19 protein-coding genes are annotated in these 20818 nt (G+C 50.4%); 18 read left to right on the forward strand and 1 reads right to left on the reverse strand.

Annotated features, from left to right (window positions below; translation table 11 throughout):
• The first annotated feature begins 96 nt into the window (after nucleotides 1–96).
• The 18 genes from PG862_RS11435 (at nucleotide 97) to thiI (ending at nucleotide 20335) form a co-directional block, all read left to right on the forward strand.
• A complete protein-coding gene (locus tag PG862_RS11435; RefSeq protein WP_333563215.1) occupies nucleotides 97–303 on the forward strand; it encodes a DUF4160 domain-containing protein in 207 nt (68 codons plus the stop codon).
• A gap of 36 nt (nucleotides 304–339) precedes the next feature.
• A complete protein-coding gene (locus PG862_RS11440; RefSeq protein ID WP_270707450.1) occupies nucleotides 340–813 on the forward strand; it encodes a CYTH domain-containing protein in 474 nt (157 codons plus the stop codon).
• A gap of 47 nt (nucleotides 814–860) precedes the next feature.
• Nucleotides 861–1523, forward strand: a complete 663-nt coding sequence (locus PG862_RS11445) for a phosphatase PAP2 family protein (RefSeq protein WP_182427913.1) — start codon at nucleotides 861–863, stop codon at nucleotides 1521–1523.
• Between the two features lie 47 nt (nucleotides 1524–1570).
• Complete coding sequence (locus PG862_RS11450) at nucleotides 1571–2125, forward strand: DJ-1 family glyoxalase III (RefSeq protein ID WP_118570227.1); 555 nt, start codon at nucleotides 1571–1573, stop codon at nucleotides 2123–2125.
• 199 nt (nucleotides 2126–2324) lie between these two features.
• Nucleotides 2325–3611 (forward strand): trigger factor, encoded by a 1287-nt coding sequence (tig, locus tag PG862_RS11455; RefSeq protein WP_022359227.1) that lies wholly within the window; start codon nucleotides 2325–2327, stop codon nucleotides 3609–3611.
• A 249-nt stretch (nucleotides 3612–3860) separates the two neighbouring features.
• Nucleotides 3861–4442, forward strand: coding sequence for an ATP-dependent Clp endopeptidase proteolytic subunit ClpP (gene clpP, locus PG862_RS11460; RefSeq protein WP_022359226.1), 582 nt, complete (start codon nucleotides 3861–3863; stop codon nucleotides 4440–4442).
• 43 nt (nucleotides 4443–4485) lie between these two features.
• A complete protein-coding gene (gene clpX, locus PG862_RS11465) occupies nucleotides 4486–5784 on the forward strand; it encodes an ATP-dependent Clp protease ATP-binding subunit ClpX (protein WP_117795072.1) in 1299 nt (432 codons plus the stop codon).
• 117 nt (nucleotides 5785–5901) lie between these two features.
• Nucleotides 5902–8247: an endopeptidase La gene (lon, locus tag PG862_RS11470; RefSeq protein ID WP_456064047.1), complete on the forward strand. Its 2346-nt coding sequence runs from the start codon at nucleotides 5902–5904 to the stop codon at nucleotides 8245–8247.
• A gap of 21 nt (nucleotides 8248–8268) precedes the next feature.
• On the forward strand, nucleotides 8269–8874 hold the full coding sequence (gene yihA / locus PG862_RS11475; protein ID WP_107001606.1) for a ribosome biogenesis GTP-binding protein YihA/YsxC: 606 nt from the start codon (nucleotides 8269–8271) through the stop codon (nucleotides 8872–8874).
• A gap of 629 nt (nucleotides 8875–9503) precedes the next feature.
• Nucleotides 9504–10505 (forward strand): GPR endopeptidase, encoded by a 1002-nt coding sequence (gene gpr / locus PG862_RS11480; RefSeq protein ID WP_270707452.1) that lies wholly within the window; start codon nucleotides 9504–9506, stop codon nucleotides 10503–10505.
• A gap of 88 nt (nucleotides 10506–10593) precedes the next feature.
• A complete protein-coding gene (gene spoIIP, locus PG862_RS11485) occupies nucleotides 10594–11820 on the forward strand; it encodes a stage II sporulation protein P (protein WP_117795076.1) in 1227 nt (408 codons plus the stop codon).
• A gap of 178 nt (nucleotides 11821–11998) precedes the next feature.
• A complete protein-coding gene (lepA, locus tag PG862_RS11490; protein ID WP_022359720.1) occupies nucleotides 11999–13813 on the forward strand; it encodes a translation elongation factor 4 in 1815 nt (604 codons plus the stop codon).
• Complete coding sequence (gene hemW, locus PG862_RS11495) at nucleotides 13813–15069, forward strand: radical SAM family heme chaperone HemW (protein WP_270707454.1); 1257 nt, start codon at nucleotides 13813–13815, stop codon at nucleotides 15067–15069. Before lepA ends, hemW begins: the two co-directional genes overlap by 1 nt.
• A gap of 92 nt (nucleotides 15070–15161) precedes the next feature.
• Complete coding sequence (locus PG862_RS11500; RefSeq protein ID WP_107001602.1) at nucleotides 15162–15923, forward strand: sulfite exporter TauE/SafE family protein; 762 nt, start codon at nucleotides 15162–15164, stop codon at nucleotides 15921–15923.
• A 273-nt stretch (nucleotides 15924–16196) separates the two neighbouring features.
• Nucleotides 16197–17153: a 50S ribosomal protein L11 methyltransferase gene (prmA, locus tag PG862_RS11505; protein WP_107001601.1), complete on the forward strand. Its 957-nt coding sequence runs from the start codon at nucleotides 16197–16199 to the stop codon at nucleotides 17151–17153.
• 2 nt (nucleotides 17154–17155) lie between these two features.
• A complete protein-coding gene (locus PG862_RS11510; protein ID WP_118492082.1) occupies nucleotides 17156–17890 on the forward strand; it encodes a 16S rRNA (uracil(1498)-N(3))-methyltransferase in 735 nt (244 codons plus the stop codon).
• 31 nt (nucleotides 17891–17921) lie between these two features.
• A complete protein-coding gene (locus tag PG862_RS11515; RefSeq protein ID WP_118472451.1) occupies nucleotides 17922–19076 on the forward strand; it encodes a cysteine desulfurase family protein in 1155 nt (384 codons plus the stop codon).
• An 80-nt stretch (nucleotides 19077–19156) separates the two neighbouring features.
• Nucleotides 19157–20335, forward strand: coding sequence for a tRNA uracil 4-sulfurtransferase ThiI (thiI, locus tag PG862_RS11520; RefSeq protein WP_117795086.1), 1179 nt, complete (start codon nucleotides 19157–19159; stop codon nucleotides 20333–20335).
• A 211-nt stretch (nucleotides 20336–20546) separates the two neighbouring features.
• Here thiI and PG862_RS11525 read toward each other — a convergent pair whose 3' ends face one another.
• Nucleotides 20547–20777 carry an HPr family phosphocarrier protein gene (locus PG862_RS11525; protein ID WP_022359725.1) on the reverse strand — a complete coding sequence of 77 codons (231 nt, stop codon included), beginning with the start codon at nucleotides 20775–20777 and terminating at the stop codon, nucleotides 20547–20549.
• Nucleotides 20778–20818 lie beyond the last annotated feature (41 nt).

Consider the following 20818-nt stretch of genomic DNA (forward strand, 5'->3'; position numbering starts at 1 on the left):
GATTTCAGATGCTCTGGTAACTTAGTTACCGAGTAGTTCACGATTGGACCATATATTGTATATTTTTGGTCGAATGAAAATGAGCCGCTGGAACCGGTGCATGTCCATATTGCAGAGGGAAGAGCAACTTCAAATGCGACAAAAGTGTGGATAACCAGTACGGGCAAGGCATTGCTCAGCCACAATTCTTCCAAAATATCAGCCCAAATTTTGAACAGTATGATTCGGGTGATAGAGGCCAACAGTGAAGAAATTATAGAAAAATGGCTTTCTCATTTTGGAGAAATACGGTACTTTTGTTAAGACTTTTTAAGAAATATAAAAAGGACAACTAATTTTATGGAAATCGAACGCAAATATTTAATTAGTCACATTCCATTTGATATAGCCGGATACCTCTTCCACCAGATCGAGCAGGCATATCTAAGCACTGCCCCGGTTGTGCGTGTCCGTCAGGAGGATGACACCTATTATCTGACCTACAAATCCAAAGGACTGATGGCGCGGGAGGAATACAATCTGCCGCTGACGAAGGAATCCTATGAGCATCTCCGCTCGAAGGCTGACGGCAGGATTCTGACGAAAAAGCGTTATCTGATTCCGATGGAAGGAACGGAGTACACGATTGAGCTGGACATTTTTTTAGGTGAATATGAGGGATTGAAGCTGGCGGAGGTTGAATTTCCAAGTGAGGAAGCCGCACTTGCCTTTGTGCCGCCGGAATGGTTCGGGCGCGAGGTGACGTTTACGGGCGAGTACCAGAACAGCCGTCTGGCGCTGGCGGAAAACCTGGTATTAAAAACGAAAGAATAAAAACGAAAGAACAATACAAAGGTATATTATTAATGATAAAACAGGTAATGAATTGGATCAAAACGCACCGCTACTGTCTGGCAGGACTCTATATGCTGGTGTTTCTGTCAGGATTTTTTCTGCTGGAGCTGCATGAACCATCGGATGTTCATATTATACATTGTGCGGTCGATGACCTGATACCGTTTAATGAATGGTTTGTACTGCCGTATTTTCTGTGGTACGCGTGGGTGCCGGTGTTTATGATTTATTTTATGATCAAGGATCGGGAGGCATATCTGAGACTTTGCTTTGTGATGTTTGCAGGAGCAACCTTTTGCTTATTTGTCTACCTGCTGGCACCAAACGGTTTAAATCTGCGGCAGGAGATCACATCACAGAATTTCTGCGCGCAGATTGTGCGGTTTCTGCGGAGGGTGGATCCGCCGAACAATGTCTGCCCGTCGATCCATGTATCGAGCACTGTGGCGGTACATCTGACGATCTGCCACGCGGCAAGTGTGCGGAACAAGAAACCGATCCGTACACTTTCGTGGATTGTCACGATTCTGATTTGTCTTTCAACCATGTTCATCAAACAGCATTCGCTGGTCGATGTGCTCTGTGGCTGGATTTTGAGCCTGATTCTTGACGAGGCGGTGAATGTGTGGGTACTAGTAAAGGCATTTTCAAAAGGAAAAATGATTGCTTTGTGGAAAACAAATAAATAATTTAATATAAAAAGTGTTATAAAAACAAAGAACAGGAGGAAATAATCATGGCTGTAGTATACGCATTTTTAGCAGATGGACTGGAAGAAGTGGAATGTCTGGCGACGGCAGACGTGCTGATCCGCGCGGGTGTGAAGGTAAAACTGGTTTCGATTACGGGTAAAAAAGAGGTGAAGGGCGCACATGGATTTGGTATCCATGCAGATGCTCTGCTGCATGAGGTTGACCCGATGAAAGCGGATCTTCTGTTCCTTCCGGGCGGTATGCCGGGAACGAAAAATCTGATGGCGTGCAAACCGCTCTGCGATGCACTGGTGCAGGCAGATGCTGCTGGAAAGCGCTTGGCAGCGATCTGTGCGGCTCCGAGCATTCTGGGGCAGCTGGGGCTTTTGAAGGATAAGAAGGCAACCTGCTATCCGGGCTTTGAGGATGCCCTGACCGGTGCGAAGCTGACGGGTGCGGGCGTTGTGACGGACGGCAATATCACAACGGCGCGTGGACTTGGATATGCGCTGGATCTGGGAATTGAGCTGGCATCGCTCTTAGTCGATCGCCCGGTAGCATTACAGGTCAAAGATTCAATTCAGTATGACCAGGTGTAGTTTCAACTAAAAAACACACAGAAAATACATCAAAAATGGCATAAAACCCACATAAAACCACTCATAAACCCGCAAAAAGTGAACGCAAAATTATATTTTCCGCTAGTATTTAGCACGCAGATATGCTATAATGCTATCTTGAAGTGTAACGCCCGGTAGAATGGCGGTTCACATATAGAAGCAAGGAGGACCCCTTAAAATGAGTTTACAGGTAGAAAAATTAGAGAAGAACATGGCAAAGCTGACCATCGAAGTTCCGGCTGAAGAGTTTGATGCAGCAATCAAAAATGCGTACAACAAGAACAAAAACAAATTCAGCATCCCGGGATTCCGTAAAGGTAAAGCACCGTTAGCTATGCTGGAGAAGATGTATGGCGCTGGCATTTTCTATGAGGATGCAGCAAACGAAGTGATCGACGCATCTTATCCGAAGGCAGCAGAGGAGAGCAAGGAAGAGATTGTTTCCACTCCGGAGATCAAAGTAACTCAGATCGAAAAAGGTAAGGCATTCATCTACGAGGCAACCGTAGCTCTGAAACCGGAAGTAACTCTGGGCGAGTACAAAGGCGTAGAAGTTAAGAAGGCAGAAGCTGTTGTGACAGACGAGGATGTAGAGAACGAGCTGACTGCAGCACGTAAGAAAAACGGCAGACTGATCGACGTAGAAGACGGCGCAATCGAGGACGGCGACAACACTATCATCGACTTCACCGGCTACATTGATGACAAGACATTTGACGGCGGCGCTGGTACAGATTATCCGCTGGTAATCGGTTCCCATTCCTTCATCGAGGGCTTTGAGGATCAGTTAATCGGCAAGAAAAAAGGCGAGACCTGTGACGTAAACGTTACTTTCCCGGCTGAGTACCATGCAGATGAGCTGGCTGGCAAACCGGCTAAGTTCGTTGTAACCATCAAAGAAGTTAAGAGAAACGAGCTTCCGGAGCTGAACGATGAGTTCGCAAGCGAAGTATCTGATTTCGATACTCTGGATGAGTACAAAGCAGACATCCGCAAGAAACTGCAGGAGAAGAAAGAGCAGGATGCTAAAGTAGAGAACGAGAACAACGTAATCGAAAAAGTAGTTGAGAACGCTCAGATGGAACTGCCGCAGCCGATGGTTGACACTCAGGCAAGAGAGATGGTAGAGAACTACGCTCGCCGTCTGCAGAGCCAGGGCTTAAACATCAACGATTACATGAAATATACCGGCATGACACCGGAGAAGCTGATGGAGCAGATGCGTCCGGAAGCAGAGAAGAGAATCAAGACCAGACTGGTTCTTGAGAAAGTAGTTGAAGTTGAGAACGTAGAAGTTTCCGATGAGAAGCTTGACGAGCAGATCAACGAGATCGCAGCATCCTACAAACTGGAAGGCGCTAAGCTGAAAGAAATGATGGGTGAGCGCGAGAAAGAGCAGATCCGTGAGGACCTGAAAGTTCAGGCAGCGATCGATTTACTGGTAGAGCAGGCAAAGCTTGCTTAATCAAACCGATAAAAGCGAATACTGAAATACGGCAGAATTCTATGGTGTCCTAAGGCATCATAGAATTTTGTATTACTGTTCACAGGCAGGCACTTTTGGAACCGAAAGTACCGTGCGATAACATAGTGGCAGCAGATTTTGCTGATTTGTAATGCGAAGCATCAGCAAAATCCTGTTACAGTTTGCACGCGTGTGAACTGTAACAATTTTTGCCATAAACATTCATTCTCAATTATAGGAGGAAGAATCATGAGTTTAGTACCTTATGTCCTTGAATCCACCAGCCGCGGCGAGCGGACGTATGACATCTACTCCCGTCTGCTTAAAGATCGTATCATTTTCCTGGGAGAGGAAGTAAATGATGTGACAGCCAGCCTGGTTGTAGCACAGCTTCTGTTCCTGGAGGCAGAGGATCCGAATAAGGATATCAGCTTATATATCAACAGCCCGGGCGGTTCTGTTACCGCAGGTATGGCGATCTATGACACGATGAATTATATCAAATGTGATGTATCTACCATCTGTCTGGGTATGGCAGCCAGCATGGGCGCATTCCTGCTTTCCGGCGGTACCAAAGGAAAGAGATATGCACTTCCGAACGCAGAAGTGATGATTCACCAGCCATCCGGCGGCGCGAGAGGACAGGCAACCGAGATCCAGATCGTAGCGGAGAATATTCTTCGTACCAAGAAGAAATTAAACGAGATTCTGGCAGCCAATACAGGCCAGCCGTATGACGTGATCGTGCGTGATACAGAGCGTGATAATTACATGACAGCAGAGCAGGCGAAAGAGTATGGTCTGATTGATTGTGTCATTACCAACCACTAATTAGATTTCTGGATGGAATAATAGAAAGGAACAAGGTGGAAGTATGCCAGGCAGAACAGACGACAAAATACGCTGCTCATTTTGCGGCAAGACACAGGATCAGGTTAGAAAACTGATCGCTGGCACAGATAATGTATATATCTGCGATGACTGTATCGAACTCTGCTCGGAGATTCTGGAAGAGGAATTTGCCGATCAGGAAAAAGGACCGGATTTCAGCGGAATCAACCTGCTGAAGCCGAAGGAAATCAAAGAATTTCTCGATGAGTATGTTATCGGACAGGACGACGCCAAGAAGGTACTCTCCGTAGCGGTTTATAACCATTACAAGAGAGTTATGTCCAAGTCCACGCAGGATGTAGAGCTTCAGAAGAGCAACATCCTGATGCTCGGACCGACCGGTTCCGGTAAGACATACCTGGCGCAGACGCTGGCGAAGATCTTAAATGTACCGTTTGCCATCGCGGATGCGACCACTCTGACCGAGGCTGGATATGTCGGCGAGGATGTAGAGAACATTCTCTTGAAGATCATTCAGGCGGCTGATTACGACGTCAGCAAGGCAGAGTACGGCATCATTTATATTGATGAGATTGATAAAATTACGAAGAAGTCTGAAAATGTATCTATCACCCGCGATGTATCGGGCGAGGGTGTACAGCAGGCGCTTTTAAAGATTCTGGAAGGAACCATTGCCAGTGTTCCGCCGCAGGGCGGCAGAAAGCATCCGCAGCAGGAACTGATTCAGATCGATACGACCAACATCTTGTTCATCTGCGGCGGTGCATTTGACGGTCTGGAGAAGATCATCGACAGCCGTTTAGGTGCCGGTTCCATCGGATTTAACTCCGATATTGTGGATCGCAAGCATCAGGATATCGATGAGCTTCTGAAACAGGTAATGCCGCAGGATCTGACGAAGTTTGGTCTGATTCCGGAGTTTATCGGTCGTGTGCCAATCACGGTATCGCTCCAGACGCTCAATGAGGAGGCGCTGGTCCGCATTTTAAGAGAGCCGAAGAATGCACTGATCAAGCAGTATCAGGCGCTTCTCGATCTGGACGGCGTGAAGCTGGAGTTCACGGATGATGCGCTGATGGCGATCGCCCACATGGCAGTCGAGAGAAAGACGGGAGCTAGAGGACTTCGTTCTATCATGGAGTCCCTGATGATGGATACCATGTATGAGATTCCGTCCGATTCCACGATCGGCATCTGCACGATTACCAAAGACGTAGTCGAGGGAAAGAGTGCGCCGGAGCTGGTATATCGCGACAATACGGTGCCCCGCAAGTCTTTTACAGGACGTTCTAAGAAAGACAGAACCGGCGAGATTGCGTAAATGTAAAGGAAAATAAATGCAGCAGCTTGAGAATGGCGGCTGTTAATGGGGTCTGTGAGATGGCGAACTGCCATAGGCAGACCCCTGTTTTTCTTTTCACAGGAAATAACGATACATTTGATTAAGAAAGATAAAGGTGTTATGGAAGATAAGAAACTGACAATGCCGATGATCGCGCTGCGCGGACTGACCGTGCTGCCGCAGATGACGGTAAATTTCGATATCATCCGGGATAAATCCATCGCGGCGGTGGAGCAGGCGATGGTGGGCGATCAGCGAGTATTTCTGGCGACGCAGAAGCAGCCGGATGAGGTGATCCCGGATATTGATGGGATTTTTCAGGTAGGAACGATTGGCTACGTGAAACAGCTTGTCAAGATGCCGGGCGGCATGGTGCGCGTCACGGTGGAAGGGCAGGAGAGAGCTGAGCTTCTGGAGATGGAGAAGGGCGAGGCATGCTGCACTGCGATCGTGGAGATTCTGGATCCGGTCGAGGACGATCTGGACACGATTCAGAAAGAGGCGATGCTCCGGATTCTGAAAGAAAAGCTGGAAGAATACGGAAAATTAAATGTGGCAGCGGGACGTGAAGTATTAAGTCCGTTGATCGCACAGCCAGATCTGACCGAATTAATGAACCAGATATCAGCCCAGTTCCCGTGGAACTATGAAGCGCGCCAGTCGGTACTGGAATGCCGGACGCTGACGGAGATGTATGAGACAGAGCTGCAGCTTCTGCTGACGGAATTAGAGGTTTACCGCGTGAAACGCGAGTTTCAGACGAAGGTAAAGGCGGCGCTGGATAAAAATCAGCGTGATTATATTCTGCGGGAACAGCTGCGTGTGATCCGGGAGGAGCTGGGAGAGGAAAATCCGGTTTCTGATGCGGATGAGATGAAAGAACAGTTGAAGAAGATCAAAGCCAGCGTGGAAGTAAAGGAGCGGATCCGCAAGGAGATCAACCGTTTCCAGAATATGCCGGCTGGCAGCCAGGATGCGAATGTGATCCGGACATATCTGGAAACGGTGCTGGAACTGCCGTGGAACAAAATGACGAAGGATAACGCGAGCCTGAAGCATGCGGAAGAGATTCTGGAAGCCGACCATTATGGTCTGGAAAAGGTCAAAGAGCGCGTGCTGGAATACCTGGCAGTCCGCATCCTGACGAAGAAGGGCACCAGCCCGATCCTTTGCCTGGTGGGACCGCCTGGAACCGGTAAAACTTCGATCGCCCGCTCGATTGCGAAGGCGATGGGACGCAAATATGTCCGCATCAGCCTGGGCGGCGTGCGCGACGAGGCGGAGATCCGCGGTCACAGAAAGACCTACGTCGGCGCGATGCCGGGACGCATCGTGGAAGGGCTCAAGCAGGCAGGGGTTGCCAATCCGCTGATGCTGCTGGATGAGATCGACAAAGTCAGCAGCGATTATAAGGGAGATACATCCTCGGCGCTCTTAGAGGTGCTGGACAGCGAGCAGAATGTGAAATTCCGCGACCATTATGTGGAGATCCCGATTGACCTGTCGGAGGTATTATTTATCGCGACGGCGAATACAACGCAGACGATCCCTGGACCGCTGCTGGACCGTATGGAGCTGATTGAAGTCAATAGTTACACGGAAAATGAAAAATATCACATTGCAAAAGACTATCTGATTCCGAAACAGCTGGAGAAGAATGGCCTTTCGAAGGAACAGTTAAATATCACGGGTTCGGCGCTGGAGAAAATGATTCACAGCTACACCAGGGAAGCCGGAGTCAGGAATCTGGAGCGCCGGGTTGGCGATATCTGCCGCAAGGCAGCCAGAGAGGTGCTGGAGAAGAAGAAACCGTCGATCCGCGTGACAGAGCGGAATCTGGATCATTATCTGGGACGCGAGAAAGTCTTCTTCGATGCAGCCGGAAATGAGGCACAGGTCGGTATCGTGCGCGGTCTGGCGTGGACGAGCGTCGGCGGCGATACACTGCAGATCGAGGTCAATGTCATGCCGGGCAAAGGCGTGCTGCAGATGACGGGTCAGATGGGCGATGTCATGAAGGAGTCGGCGCAGATTGCACTGACCTATGTGCGTTCGGTTGCATCTGATTACGGCGTGAAGGAGAACTATTTCGAGAAACACGATATTCACCTGCATATTCCGGAGGGCGCGGTGCCGAAGGATGGTCCGTCGGCCGGAATCACGATGGCAACGGCGATGCTGTCGGCGGTGACAGGACGGAAGGTACTGCCGCGTGTGGCGATGACCGGCGAGGTAACGCTGCGCGGTCATGTGCTGATGATCGGCGGTCTGAAAGAAAAACTGCTCGCAGCCCGCATGGCGCAGGTGGAAAAGGTACTGGTACCGGCGAAAAATCAGCCGGATGTCGAGGAACTTTCGAAGGAAATCACGAAAGGAATGGAGATCGTATACATCAAGGAGATGAACGAAGTCATCCGAGAGGCATTTGTACCGGAGAAATAGCGGTTTAGTAGGAGAAAAAATATGATTATAAAAGATGTAAATCTGGAAACCGTCTGCGGTATCACCAGTAAGCTGCCGGCAAATACACAGCCGGAATTCGCGTTTGCAGGCAAATCAAACGTCGGCAAATCGTCCCTGATCAATGCGCTGATGAACCGCCGATCCTATGCGAGAACATCCTCGCAGCCGGGCAAGACCCAGACGATCAATTTTTACCATATCAACGACGCGTTTTACTACGTCGATCTGCCAGGGTACGGCTACGCGCGCGCGAGCGTCGAGGTCAAGGCAAAGTGGGGCAAGATGATTGAAAATTATCTGCACAAATCGCAGATGCTTCGCTGCGTCTTCCTGCTGATTGATATCCGTCATGAGCCATCTTCAAACGACAAACTCATGTACGACTGGATCGTTTCCCAGGGCTTCCAGCCGATCTTGATTGCGACCAAGGCTGACAAGATCAAGCGCAGCCAGCTCCAGAAACAGTTAAAGATTCTCAGAACAGGTCTGGGAGTCGGCACCGAAGTGATGATGATTCCGTTCTCCGCCGAGACAAAACAGGGCAGAGAAGAGATCTGGAACTATCTGGAGACGGAGATCTGGAAGGTGGAACATCCGGGGGAATAGATGCCGGTGGGTAATTGTTCACAGGTAGGAATTTTCTGAACTGAAAATTCCGTATGATACAGTTCCGGCAGCAGATTTTGCCGATTTGGAATGCGTAGCATCGGCAAAATCCCGTTGCTGAGCACACATGTGTGAACAGTAACGCCGGTGGAGAGTGCGGACGGCGAGAAATAGAATAGAGTTTTAGAAAAATTCGAAAAATAAACGTATAAACTGCGGTATCTGACCGGATATCAGGCGGCGCCTATCCTTGCGGGCGATGTCAAATATCTGGGCTGGGTGGCGCAGTTTTTTGTTTCACAGGAAATTGCGTCCTATGAAACAAAAAAAGCGTTAGGTTTTTTTGAGAGAATAAAATATATATTTCTGGAAAATATAAAAATTGAGGTAACTGTTCAGTAGGTCTGCGCATTTACTGCGCTGACCGTACGAAAACATGGGTCAGCAGGCAAAAATTCCATTGCCGTAGGCAATTTTTAATGAATTTTTGCGCGTGACTGTGAAGGTACTGAACAGTTACGAATTGAGGAAAAAAATAAGGATATTTTGACATGAAAAATGGCAGGATGGAATTTAAGCTTTATAATGGTGCGGGTTGTGATTGAGTTGTGAGATAGAAGGGAGTAGCCATGTTTGAAAATCGGACGGATCTGGCGTTGGAGGAGAGAGAAAGTTTTGAGGGGAATGGGGGCGAAATCGGCGGTGTGGCGCTGCGGGAATGGCGCTGTCATGGCAGTTCGATCCGGATGACGGAAGTCTCGATTTTGAACGAAAAAGGTGCGGAATCAATGGGAAAGCCGATGGGAACCTACCTGACGATGGAAGATCCGGGGCTGTCGGAGACAGAGGACGCATACTGTGAGGCGGCTGCCGGGGAGTTAGGACGGCAGCTGGCGTCCCTGATCCGGAAAAACTGTGCTTCAACCATGGCCGGACTTTCGATTCTGGTAGCGGGACTGGGAAACCGGCAGGTGACGCCGGATTCGCTGGGACCGCGCGTGGTGGATGGGCTTTCGATGAACCGCCATCTGCGGACGGAGCCAGGCAGAAGAAATGGCACATACCTCTATACGGCTGAGAAAGCGGGGCGGACGGTGCATCCGGTTCTCAGCGGTATCCATCCAGGGGTGATGGCACAGACAGGGATGGAGACGGCAGAAATTGTCCGCGGCGTCGTGCGGGAGAGCCGCCCGGATCTGGTGATCGCGGTCGACGCGCTGGCGGCGCGAAACGTCCACCGTCTGGCAAGCACCATTCAGCTGACGGATACAGGAATTCATCCGGGTTCCGGCGTCGGCAACCACCGCCGGGGAATGACGCGGGAAAATCTCGGCGTGCCGGTAATCGCGATCGGCGTTCCGACGGTTGTGGGCGCGGCGGCGATCGTTCACGGGACGGTCAATGCGTTAGTGCGGACACTAACCGCCTCAAAAGAGGGCAGCCGGTCCGGTGAATACATCCGGGAACTGGATTCGGACAGCCAGTATGAGCTGATCCGGGAACTTCTGGAACCTGAATTTGGAGCGATGTTTGTGACCCCGCAGGACATGGACGAGCGTATCTGCAAGCTGAGCGCAGCAATCGCCGAGGGGATCCGGCGGGCAGTGGAACGGCTGGAGGAAGAAAGATAACACTGAAAAAAATGCCAGATTGAAAAACAGAACCAAACAGGAAACTACACTTTGCTAATCGCATAGGATAGAACAGGAAAGAAGGGAGATGAATGCGGTGCGGTGGTGGCAGAGGGCAGCCGGGCTCCTGATGGTTCTGTTTTTGCTGACAGTCGGCTGGAAGATGCGTGCATTCATCTGGACAGCTGTGCAGAATGCGGTGGTAAGGTCCTGGTATCCGGTCTGGGGGACTAATTTGCGGGATATACCAGATTCGGAGGAGGGGAAAAGGCATAGACTTGCCGGGTGGAAGAAACAGACGCAGGGAGAAGCCGATCCGTCCTATTATAAATATCTGGAAGAACAGGAAGTCCGGCAGGAGTATATGGATTTCCTGGCACAGTTTTCCGGGAGTAGGCTGGTGGATGGAACTTTACTTGGAAAATGGAACGGGCTTGTTCATGGAAGTGGGAGACAGGGCGGCGGAGAGACAGACGAAGAGAGGCTGTATAGTGCTGGAAAGAATGGAGAAAAGACAGAGAGGGCAAATCCTGCCGCACTGGTGGACAGCCCGCGTCTGCGGAAAAAGCTGGAAGATTATGATTATCTGATCCAGCATTTTTTTACAATCCACCCGACGGCATCGATTGACCGGAGCCTGATGAACGCAGAGACATTTTTATCGATGGATCTGACAATCAGGAAGGACGAGGCGGACGGACCACAGATCTTGATTTATCATACCCATTCGCAGGAAAATTATAGAGATTATGCGGGAAGCGACGGAAAGGGAGCGGTGGTGTCTCTGGGGGAAGAGCTGGCAAAACGGCTGCGGGCGAAAGGATATCAGGTCTGGCACGATACAACTGCCTATGATATGAAGTCGGGGCATCTAGACCGGAGCCGTGCCTATACATATGCCTGCGAGGGTGTCACGAACCTTTTGCAGAAATACCCGTCGATTCAGGTGATTTTAGATGTGCACCGGGACGGTGTCAGCGAGCAGACGCATCTAGTTACGCAGATAGAAGGGAAACCAACGGCACAGATCATGTTTTTCAACGGTACCAGCGAGACGCCGGACGGACCGATCGAGTATCTGGCAAATCCCTGCCGGAAGGAAAATCTGGCGTTCAGTTTTCAGATGAAGTGGAATGCCGATCAGATATATCCTGGGTTTACGCGGACGATTTATTTAAAGGGGCTTCGTTACAATCTGCATCTACGCCCGCGCTCGGCGTTGATCGAAGTCGGAGCACAGACGAATACATATGAAGAGGCGGTCAATGCGATGGATCCGCTGGCGCAGCTTCTGGATCAGGTGCTGACAGGCTAATGGCAAGGCTTTTAGTCAAGGCTTTTTCTATTTCAGGACTTGCGGCGTACCTGAAAAAATGGTATATTCATTTAGATCAGGTGTTATTTATTATAAAAGATGATTTTAAATAAAAAATAAGATATCGCAGCAAACATGTTGCTGCCAAACAAAGTGATACAGAGAGAGGAATGAACGGATGGCAATTATAGATCAGAGCAAAATCAGAAATTTCTGCATCATTGCACATATCGATCACGGCAAATCAACGCTGGCAGATCGTATTATTGAGATGACGGGACTTTTAACGAGCCGTGAGATGCAGGCGCAGGTGCTTGATAACATGGATCTGGAGCGGGAGAGAGGTATTACCATCAAGTCGCAGGCAGTCCGCACGGTATATAAGGCGAAAGACGGTCAGGAGTACATTTTTAATCTAATCGACACGCCTGGACATGTGGACTTTAACTACGAGGTTTCCCGAAGCCTGGCGGCGTGCGACGGCGCGATTCTGGTTGTGGATGCGGCACAGGGAATCGAGGCGCAGACGCTGGCGAATGTATATCTGGCGCTGGATCATGATCTGGAGGTCATTCCGGTGTTAAATAAGATCGATCTGCCGAGTGCGGATCCGGAGCGCGTGGCAGCGGAGATCGAGGATGTGATCGGTCTGGAGGCGTCAGATGCACCGCGCATTTCTGCGAAGACCGGCTTAAATGTCGAGGCAGTTCTGGAGGAGATCGTGCAGAAGATCCCGGCACCGGCGGGCGATCCGGAGGCATCGCTGCAGGCGCTTATTTTCGACTCTCTGTATGATTCTTACAAGGGCGTTATCGTATTCTGCCGTGTGAAGAACGGTACGATCAAAAAAGGCACACGCATGAAAATGATGGCGACCGGAGCGGCTGCCGAGGTTGTGGAGGTCGGATATTTTGGCGCAGGTCAGTTTATTCCGTGCGAAGAGCTTTCAGCCGGTATGGTTGGTTATGTGACTGCCAGTATTAAAAATGTGCAGGATACCCGCGTGGGCGATACGATCACCGATCTGGACAACCCATGCGCAGAGCCGCTTCCGGGTTACAAGAAGGTAACGCCGATGGTATACTGCGGTCTTTATCCGGCGGACGGTGCGAAATATCCGGATTTGCGGGATGCACTGGAAAAATTGCAGCTCAACGATGCAGCGCTCTATTTTGAGCCAGAGACATCGGTAGCGCTGGGCTTTGGTTTCCGGTGTGGTTTCCTGGGGCTTCTCCATCTGGATATTATCCAGGAACGCCTGGAACGCGAGTACAATCTGGATCTTGTGACAACGGCGCCGGGCGTTGTATACCGGGTGCACAAGACGAACGGCGATATGATTGAGCTGACGAACCCGTCAAACCTGCCGGATCCGTCCGAGATTGCCTATATGGAAGAGCCGATCGTGTCGGCGGAGATCATGGTTACGACCGAGTTTGTCGGTGCGATCATGACGCTGTGCCAGGAGCGCCGCGGCGTTTACCTGGGAATGGAGTATATTGAGGCGAGCCGTGCGCTGCTGAAATATGAACTTCCGTTAAATGAGATTATTTATGATTTCTTCGATGCATTGAAATCGCGCTCCCGCGGTTACGCGTCGTTTGATTATGAGTTAAAGGGCTACGAGGAATCCAAGCTGGTAAAACTGGATATTCTCGTCAACCGCGAGGAAGTGGACGCGCTCTCTTTCATCGTATTCGAAGGTTCGGCATATGAGCGCGGCAGAAAAATGTGCGAGAAGCTCAAGGATGAGATTCCGCGTCATTTATTTGAAATTCCAATCCAGGCGGCGGTCGGTGGAAAGATCATTGCCCGCGAGACGGTCAAGGCAATGCGGAAGGACGTTCTGGCAAAATGCTACGGCGGCGATATTTCCCGAAAGAGAAAACTTCTGGAGAAGCAGAAGGAAGGAAAGAAACGTATGCGTCAGATCGGAAACGTAGAGATTCCGCAGAAGGCATTTATGAGCGTCCTGAAGCTGGACGAGGAATAATGGAATTATATATACACATCCCGTTCTGCGTCCGCAAATGCCGTTACTGTGATTTTCTTTCGTTTGCGTCCGATGCGTGCGTGCGGGAAAAATATGTGGATCAGCTGATCCGGGAGATTGAAAGCATTCCGGAAGAGGATGCAGGGCAGTGCCCTGAAAATGCGGCGCCGCGGCTAAACCTGACAGGGCGGACGGTGGAGACGATCTTTATCGGCGGCGGAACGCCGTCCCTGCTTCCACCATCGGCGATTGAGCGGATTCTGGCAGCCGTCCGGCAGGTCTTTCGGGTAGAGCCGGATGCGGAGATCACGATGGAGGCGAATCCGGGGACATTGACACCAGATTCGGCAGCCGGTTACCGGAATGCAGGGGTCAGCCGCCTGAGTCTGGGGCTGCAGTCGGCTTCGGAGGAGGAATTGCGGCTTTTAGGGCGGATTCATACGCGGGAGCAGTTTTTGCAGAGCTTTCGTGCTGCGCGGGACGCTGGATTTGACAATATCAATGTCGATCTGATGTCGGCGCTTCCGGGACAGTCGGAGGAGAGCTGGCAGGAGACTCTGCGGTTCGTCTGCGACCTGGAACCGGAACACATTTCCGCGTACAGCCTGATTGTGGAAGAAGGCACGCCGTTATATGAAGAGTACGGGGAGATGTGCGCGGATCTGGAGAAATACGGCGATTATGCCTCTATGCCAAAGCGTTTACAGACGAAGTATGAAGACTGCAAATGTCTGCCGGATGAGGAGACAGACCGGAATATGTACCATCATACGAAAACAACGCTGGCGAAGCGGGGCTATGAGCGGTATGAGATTTCCAATTATGCCAGACCGGGCTATGCCTGCCGCCACAACATCGGTTACTGGACCGGCGTGGAGTATCTGGGGCTTGGTCTGGGGGCGTCCTCGCTGGCGGGCGGGAAACGCTTTCAGGTGACGGCGGATTTGAATCGTTATCTGGTGTTTACGAAAGAAGAGCTGGCAGCGGGCGCGCAGTATGAGGAAATACACGAATTGAGCCGTCAGGAGCGGATGGAAGAATTTATGTTTCTGGGGCTGCGGCTGACCGGCGGCGTCCGGACGGCAGAGTTTGAACGCCGGTTTGGCGTGGCGATGGAAGCGGTGTACGGTGAGGTGATCGAGAGGCTTTTGAAAGAAGGATTGTTGGAAGCAGCGGTCCAGACAGATAGCCATATCCGCCTGACGGAATATGGTTTAGACGTCAGTACCTATGCACTGGCGGAGTTTTTGCAATAAGAATAGAAATGTATGCCCGGAGTGCTTTTTGATTTCTGTTTTGCGACGGCAGGAGGAATTTGGGCGTGCATGAAAATTTTGGAGGATGTAGCATGGATTGCACGATACTGCAGTTTATAATCGTCTGCCCGATGGTATTTCTGGCAGGCTTTGTGGATGCGATCGCAGGGGGAGGCGGATTGATTTCACTTCCGGCGTACCTGATCGCCGGGGTTCCGACCCATATGGCGCTCGGAACCAACAAAATGAGTTCCATGATGGGAACGGCAATCGCGACCGGGCGGTTTGCCAAAAACGGTTACATACAGTTTAAGAAGGTGGTCTGGTTTATCGTGGCGGCGCTGATCGGTTCTTCGATCGGTTCGAACCTGACTCTGTTAGTCAGCGATAAGATTTTACAGTATATGATGATCGTGATTCTTCCGATTGTTGCATTTTATGTTATGCGGAATAAGAAAATGGGCGATGATTCGCTGGCGGGCACCCTGCCGGAGCGGAAATCGTTCCTGATTGCGCTGGCATCCGCGCTGATCATCGGTATCTATGACGGTTTTTACGGACCGGGAACCGGAACTTTCCTGCTGCTGGTGCTCACGGGAGCGGCGCGCTATACGATGAAAGAGGCGGCGGGTACGACAAAGGCGATCAATCTTTCATCCAATGTGGCGGCGTTTGTCACATTTGTGATTCACGGCAAGATCATTTACACGCTGGGACTGGCTGCGGCGATCTGCAGTATTTTAGGAAATTATATCGGTTCCGGCCTGGTATTGGGAAATGGACAGAAGATCGTGCGCCCGCTGATTCTGGTAGTGCTGGCGATCCTGTTTGTGAAGATTTTATTGGGAAATTAGAAAAGAAAATTAGAACGATTAGGCGGATTCATTCGTTTGACAGTTACTGTTCACGCATACGTGCCCAGTAACGGAATTTGCCGTGGCTTCGCATTTAAATACGGCAAATTCCTGCTGCCACCACGTTTTCTTACGGCACTTTCGGTTCCAAAAGTGCCTACCTGTGAACAGTAACATTTGACACATTTACAGTGAGAATGATGAAAAAATAGCTGCGTGATGAAATGTGAATGTTTGGATGATAAGTCGTTTCAATAAAGAGAGGTAACGAACATGAAATGGAAGAAATTTACGCTGACGACCACCACAGAGGCGGTGGATCTCATCAGCTACACATTGGATGAACTCGGCATCGAGGGCATTGAGATTGAGGACAATATCCCGCTGACCGAGAAAGAGACGAAGGGAATGTTCATCGACATTCTGCCGGAGCTTCCGCCGGATGAGGGCGTGGCGAAGGTAAGTTTTTATCTCGATGAGGATGATGATATCCCGGCGATGATGGCGAAAGTCAAAGAGGCGCTGGAAGAATTGAAGCCGTTTACCGATCTGGGCGCCTGCACGTTTGCAGAATCCGAGACGGAGGATAAGGACTGGATCAACAACTGGAAACAGTATTTCAAACCGTTTACGGTCGATCACATCCTTATCAAGCCGACCTGGGAGACAGTACCGGAGGAGCACAAGGATAAGCTGCTGATTCAGATCGATCCGGGTACGGCGTTTGGTACGGGCATGCATGAGACAACGCAGCTTTGCATCCGCCAGCTCGAGAAATACGTGACACCGGATTCAGAGGTGCTTGATGTCGGAACCGGAAGCGGTATCTTAGGCATCACGGCGTTAAAACTGGGCGCAAAACACGTATTTGGAACGGATCTGGATGAAAATGCGATCACAGCCGTTGGCGAGAATCTGGAAGCAAACGGAATCGCACCGGAGCAGTTCAAGGTCGTACAGGGCAACATCATCGACGATAAAGCAGTGCAGGACGAGGTAAAATACGAGTATTACGACATTGCGGTTGCCAACATCCTGGCAGACGTTATCATCATGCTGCAGAAAGAGATCCCGGTTCATATTAAGAAAAATGGTATCTTCATCACATCGGGTATCATTGATATGAAGGAAGAGGCAGTCAAGGCGGCATTTGAGGCGAACGATGCCTTTGAGATTGTAGAGATTACCCATCAGGGCGAGTGGGTTTCTGTCACAGCGAGGAAGAAATAATCATGTACCATTTTTTTGTGGAACCGCACCAGATCGGGGCGGAAGAAATCCGGATTGAGGGCGCGGATGTCAACCATATCCGCAATGTTCTGCGGATGAAGCCGGGCGAGGAGATCCTGATCAGCAGCCGTGAGGGCGGCGACTATTTCTGCCGCGTGGAAGAACTGGAACCAGAGTATGTTTCGGCAAAGATTCTGGAAGAATGGGAAAACAAAGAGCTTCCGGCGCGGATTCACCTGTTCCAGGGGCTTCCGAAAGGCGATAAGATGGAACTGATCATCCAGAAGGCGGTGGAGCTGGGGGCATACCGGGTGGTTCCGGTCAGCATGAAGCGCTCGGTTGTCAAGCTGGATGCGAAAAAAGCGGACGCGAAGAGAAAACGCTGGAATGCGGTTTCTGAGAGCGCCGCGAAGCAGTCCAAGCGCAGCCTTATTCCGGAGGTGGCGCCGCTTATGACCTACAAAGAGGCGGTCAAAGATGCAGCCGGGTACGATATGGTTCTTCTGCCATATGAGTCGGCGGACGGCATCCGGAAAACGAGGGAACTGCTGGCGTCGGTCAAGCCGGGTACGGATATCGCCGTTTTCATCGGTCCGGAGGGCGGTTTTGAGGACGAAGAAGTCGAGCTTGCCAGGGAAAACGGGGCGGAGATTGTAACGCTTGGAAAGAGAATTTTGCGGACGGAGACGGCAGGCTTGTGTATGCTGTCGGCACTGATGCTGCAGTTGGAAGTGTAATTGGAAAATTACAAAGGAGATAGAGATAAAAATGGAAGCCTATTTTGATAATTCAGCGACCACCAAGGTGCTGGACTGCGTAAAGGATGCGGTCGTTGATGCAATGTGCGTCAACTACGGAAACGCGGCGGCGAAGCACAGAAAAGGTGTGGAAGCAGAAAATTTGATTCGCGAGGCAAAGAAGGCGATCGCGGATACACTGAAAGTGCAGGAGAAGGAGATTCTCTTTACTTCCGGCGGAACAGAGTCGAACAATACGGCGCTGATCGGCACGGCGCTGGCAAACCGCAGAGCCGGAAAACACCTTATCACGACCGGTGTGGAACATCCGTCGATCTACAATACGATGTCATTTCTGGAGGAGATGGGCTTTGAGGTGACCTATCTTCCGGTCGATCATCTGGGACATATTTCTCTGGAGGATCTGGAAAAAGCTATCCGCGAGGACACGATCCTGGTGTCTGTGATGTACGTCAATAACGAGGTCGGAGCAGTAGAGCCGATCGAGGCGATCAGCCAGTGCATCAAGAAGAAAAATCCGAAGACATTGTTCCATGTCGATGCGATCCAGGCATATGGAAAATATAAGATCCGTCCGAAAAAACAGGGAATTGACCTGCTTTCCGTCAGCGGACACAAGATCCATGCGCCGAAGGGCGTCGGATTCCTCTATATCCGCGACGGTGTCAAGATCCGCCCGATTCTGTTTGGCGGCGGCCAGCAGAAGGGCATGCGTTCCGGTACGGAAAATGTGCCGGGGTGTGTCGGACTCGGCGTGGCAGCACGCGAGGCGTACAAAGATTTTGATGCACGCATCGAAAAGCTGTATACACTCCGGGAGCACCTGATTGCGGGATTGAAACCGCTCGGCGGCGTCACCATCAACGGCAGTGAGGACCGCACCAACGCGCCGCAGATCGTCAGCGCCAGCTTTGAGGGCGTCCGCAGCGAGGTACTTCTCCATGCGCTGGAGGACAAAGGGGTTTATGTATCGTCCGGTTCCGCCTGCTCGTCCAATCATCCGGGCATCAGCGGTACTTTAAAGGGAATCGGCGTGAAAAAAGAACTTCTCGATTCGACGATCCGGTTCAGTCTGGGTGATCTGAATACCGAGGAAGAAGTAAACTATGCGATCGGCGTTCTGGGAGAACTGCTTCCGGTACTGCGCCGTTACCAGATGAAATAAAATGGCTGTTTAAAGAATGGCTGCTCAGTTTTTTTGCGGGAAAGCAGAAGAATGACAGCCTGTTGTAGAAAGGGAATTCCATGTTTCATACATTTTTGATTAAATATGCGGAGATTGGCCTGAAAGGTAAAAACCGCTATGTATTCGAGGACGCGCTGGTGTCCCACATCCATCACTCGTTAAAACGTCTTGATGGAAAATTTACCGTAACCAAGGAGGCAGGGCGTATCTATGCGACCGCAGCGGAAGAATTTGATTACGATGAGGTCATCGACGCACTGAAAAAGGTATTCGGTATTGCGGCGATCTGTCCGATGGTCCAGTTAGAGGACAACGGCTATGACGACCTGAAAGCGAAGATTGTTGAGTATGTGGACAAAGCATACCCAGATAAACACTTTACGTTCAAGGTAAACACCCGCCGTGCCAACAAACAGTATCCGCATACCTCCGAGGAAGTCAACCGCGATCTCGGTGAGGTCATCCTGGACGCATTCCCGGAGACAAAGGTAGACGTACACAATCCGGATGTTCTTTTAAATGTGGAACTGCGTGCAAAACGTATCAACGTATACTCTCTGGTGATTCCGGGACCGGGCGGTATGCCGGTCGGAACCAATGGACGCGCGATGCTGCTTTTATCCGGCGGTATCGACAGCCCGGTGGCAGGATACATGATCGCAAAACGCGGCGTTACCATCGAGGCAACCTATTTCCATGCGCCGCCATACACCAGCGACCGTGCAAAACAGAAAGTAGTCGATCTGGCAAAGCAGGTAGCAAAATACGCAGGTCCGATCAAATTAAACGTAGTCAATTTCACAGATATCCAGCTCTACATCTACGAGCAGTGCCCGCATGAGGAGCTGACGATTATCATGCGCCGCTACATGATGAAGATCGCGGAAGAGCTGGCGAAGAAAGACGACTGTCTCGGACTCATCACCGGCGAGAGCATCGGTCAGGTAGCATCCCAGACGGTTCATTCCCTGGCGGTTACCAATGCAGTCTGCACACTTCCGGTCTTCCGCCCGCTGATCGGTTTCGACAAACAGGATATCGTCGATATTTCTCTGAAAATTGGTACCTATGAGACATCGATCGAGCCGTATGAAGATTGCTGCACCATCTTCGTAGCCAAACACCCGGTTACCAAGCCGGTTCTGCACCTGATTGAAAAATCCGAGCGCAATCTGGAAGAGAAGATAGATGCGCTGGTAAAAGAGGCGATCGATACGGTTGAGGTTATCCGGTGCTAGTCATATATAAAAAAGAATGTGCCTTGGCACATTCGGGCGTCTCGCGCGGTCGCTTGCGACAGTTTTTTGCTTCGCGCGAGTGCGCATCCTCGCGGAGTGTTTTTTCATAGGACGTAGTTCTCTATGAAAAAAAAGAACCGCTGCAAAGCGAGTTGCTTAACAGCGGTTTTTTTCGTTTCAAACAGAACCATCTCGATCGTTCTAATGGTTGCTATACAATGTACGGAGCCAGTGTCGTTAAGATCTCATCGATCTGGTTCTCAGAATGGATGTTTAAATCGATCGGTTTGGACAGATCCAGACTGAAGATACCCATGATGGATTTAGCGTCAATCACATAACGTCCGGAAACAAGGTCAAAATCTACGTCGAACTTCGCTAAGTCGTTGACGAAGGATTTAACTTTATCGATCGAGTTTAAAGAAATACGAACTGTTTTCATGAAAAAAACCTCCTCTATCTACAATAATACTTTTATACTAC

The organism is Clostridium fessum, from assembly GCF_027698965.1.
GTDB lineage: Bacteria > Bacillota > Clostridia > Lachnospirales > Lachnospiraceae > Otoolea > Otoolea fessa.

Coding starts and splice junctions, on each gene's coding strand:
- gpr (WP_270707452.1), top strand. CDS start 9,504: ATGTTTGAAAATCGGACGGATCTGGCGTTGGAGGAGAGAGAAAGTTTT.
- clpX (WP_117795072.1), top strand. CDS start 4,486: ATGCCAGGCAGAACAGACGACAAAATACGCTGCTCATTTTGCGGCAAG.
- hemW (WP_270707454.1), top strand. CDS start 13,813: ATGGAATTATATATACACATCCCGTTCTGCGTCCGCAAATGCCGTTAC.
- yihA (WP_107001606.1), top strand. CDS start 8,269: ATGATTATAAAAGATGTAAATCTGGAAACCGTCTGCGGTATCACCAGT.
- prmA (WP_107001601.1), top strand. CDS start 16,197: ATGAAATGGAAGAAATTTACGCTGACGACCACCACAGAGGCGGTGGAT.
- PG862_RS11440 (WP_270707450.1), top strand. CDS start 340: ATGGAAATCGAACGCAAATATTTAATTAGTCACATTCCATTTGATATA.
- PG862_RS11450 (WP_118570227.1), top strand. CDS start 1,571: ATGGCTGTAGTATACGCATTTTTAGCAGATGGACTGGAAGAAGTGGAA.
- PG862_RS11445 (WP_182427913.1), top strand. CDS start 861: ATGAATTGGATCAAAACGCACCGCTACTGTCTGGCAGGACTCTATATG.
- lepA (WP_022359720.1), top strand. CDS start 11,999: ATGGCAATTATAGATCAGAGCAAAATCAGAAATTTCTGCATCATTGCA.
- PG862_RS11510 (WP_118492082.1), top strand. CDS start 17,156: ATGTACCATTTTTTTGTGGAACCGCACCAGATCGGGGCGGAAGAAATC.
- tig (WP_022359227.1), top strand. CDS start 2,325: ATGAGTTTACAGGTAGAAAAATTAGAGAAGAACATGGCAAAGCTGACC.
- thiI (WP_117795086.1), top strand. CDS start 19,157: ATGTTTCATACATTTTTGATTAAATATGCGGAGATTGGCCTGAAAGGT.
- PG862_RS11515 (WP_118472451.1), top strand. CDS start 17,922: ATGGAAGCCTATTTTGATAATTCAGCGACCACCAAGGTGCTGGACTGC.
- PG862_RS11500 (WP_107001602.1), top strand. CDS start 15,162: ATGGATTGCACGATACTGCAGTTTATAATCGTCTGCCCGATGGTATTT.
- clpP (WP_022359226.1), top strand. CDS start 3,861: ATGAGTTTAGTACCTTATGTCCTTGAATCCACCAGCCGCGGCGAGCGG.
- spoIIP (WP_117795076.1), top strand. CDS start 10,594: ATGAATGCGGTGCGGTGGTGGCAGAGGGCAGCCGGGCTCCTGATGGTT.
- PG862_RS11525 (WP_022359725.1), bottom strand. CDS start 20,777: ATGAAAACAGTTCGTATTTCTTTAAACTCGATCGATAAAGTTAAATCC.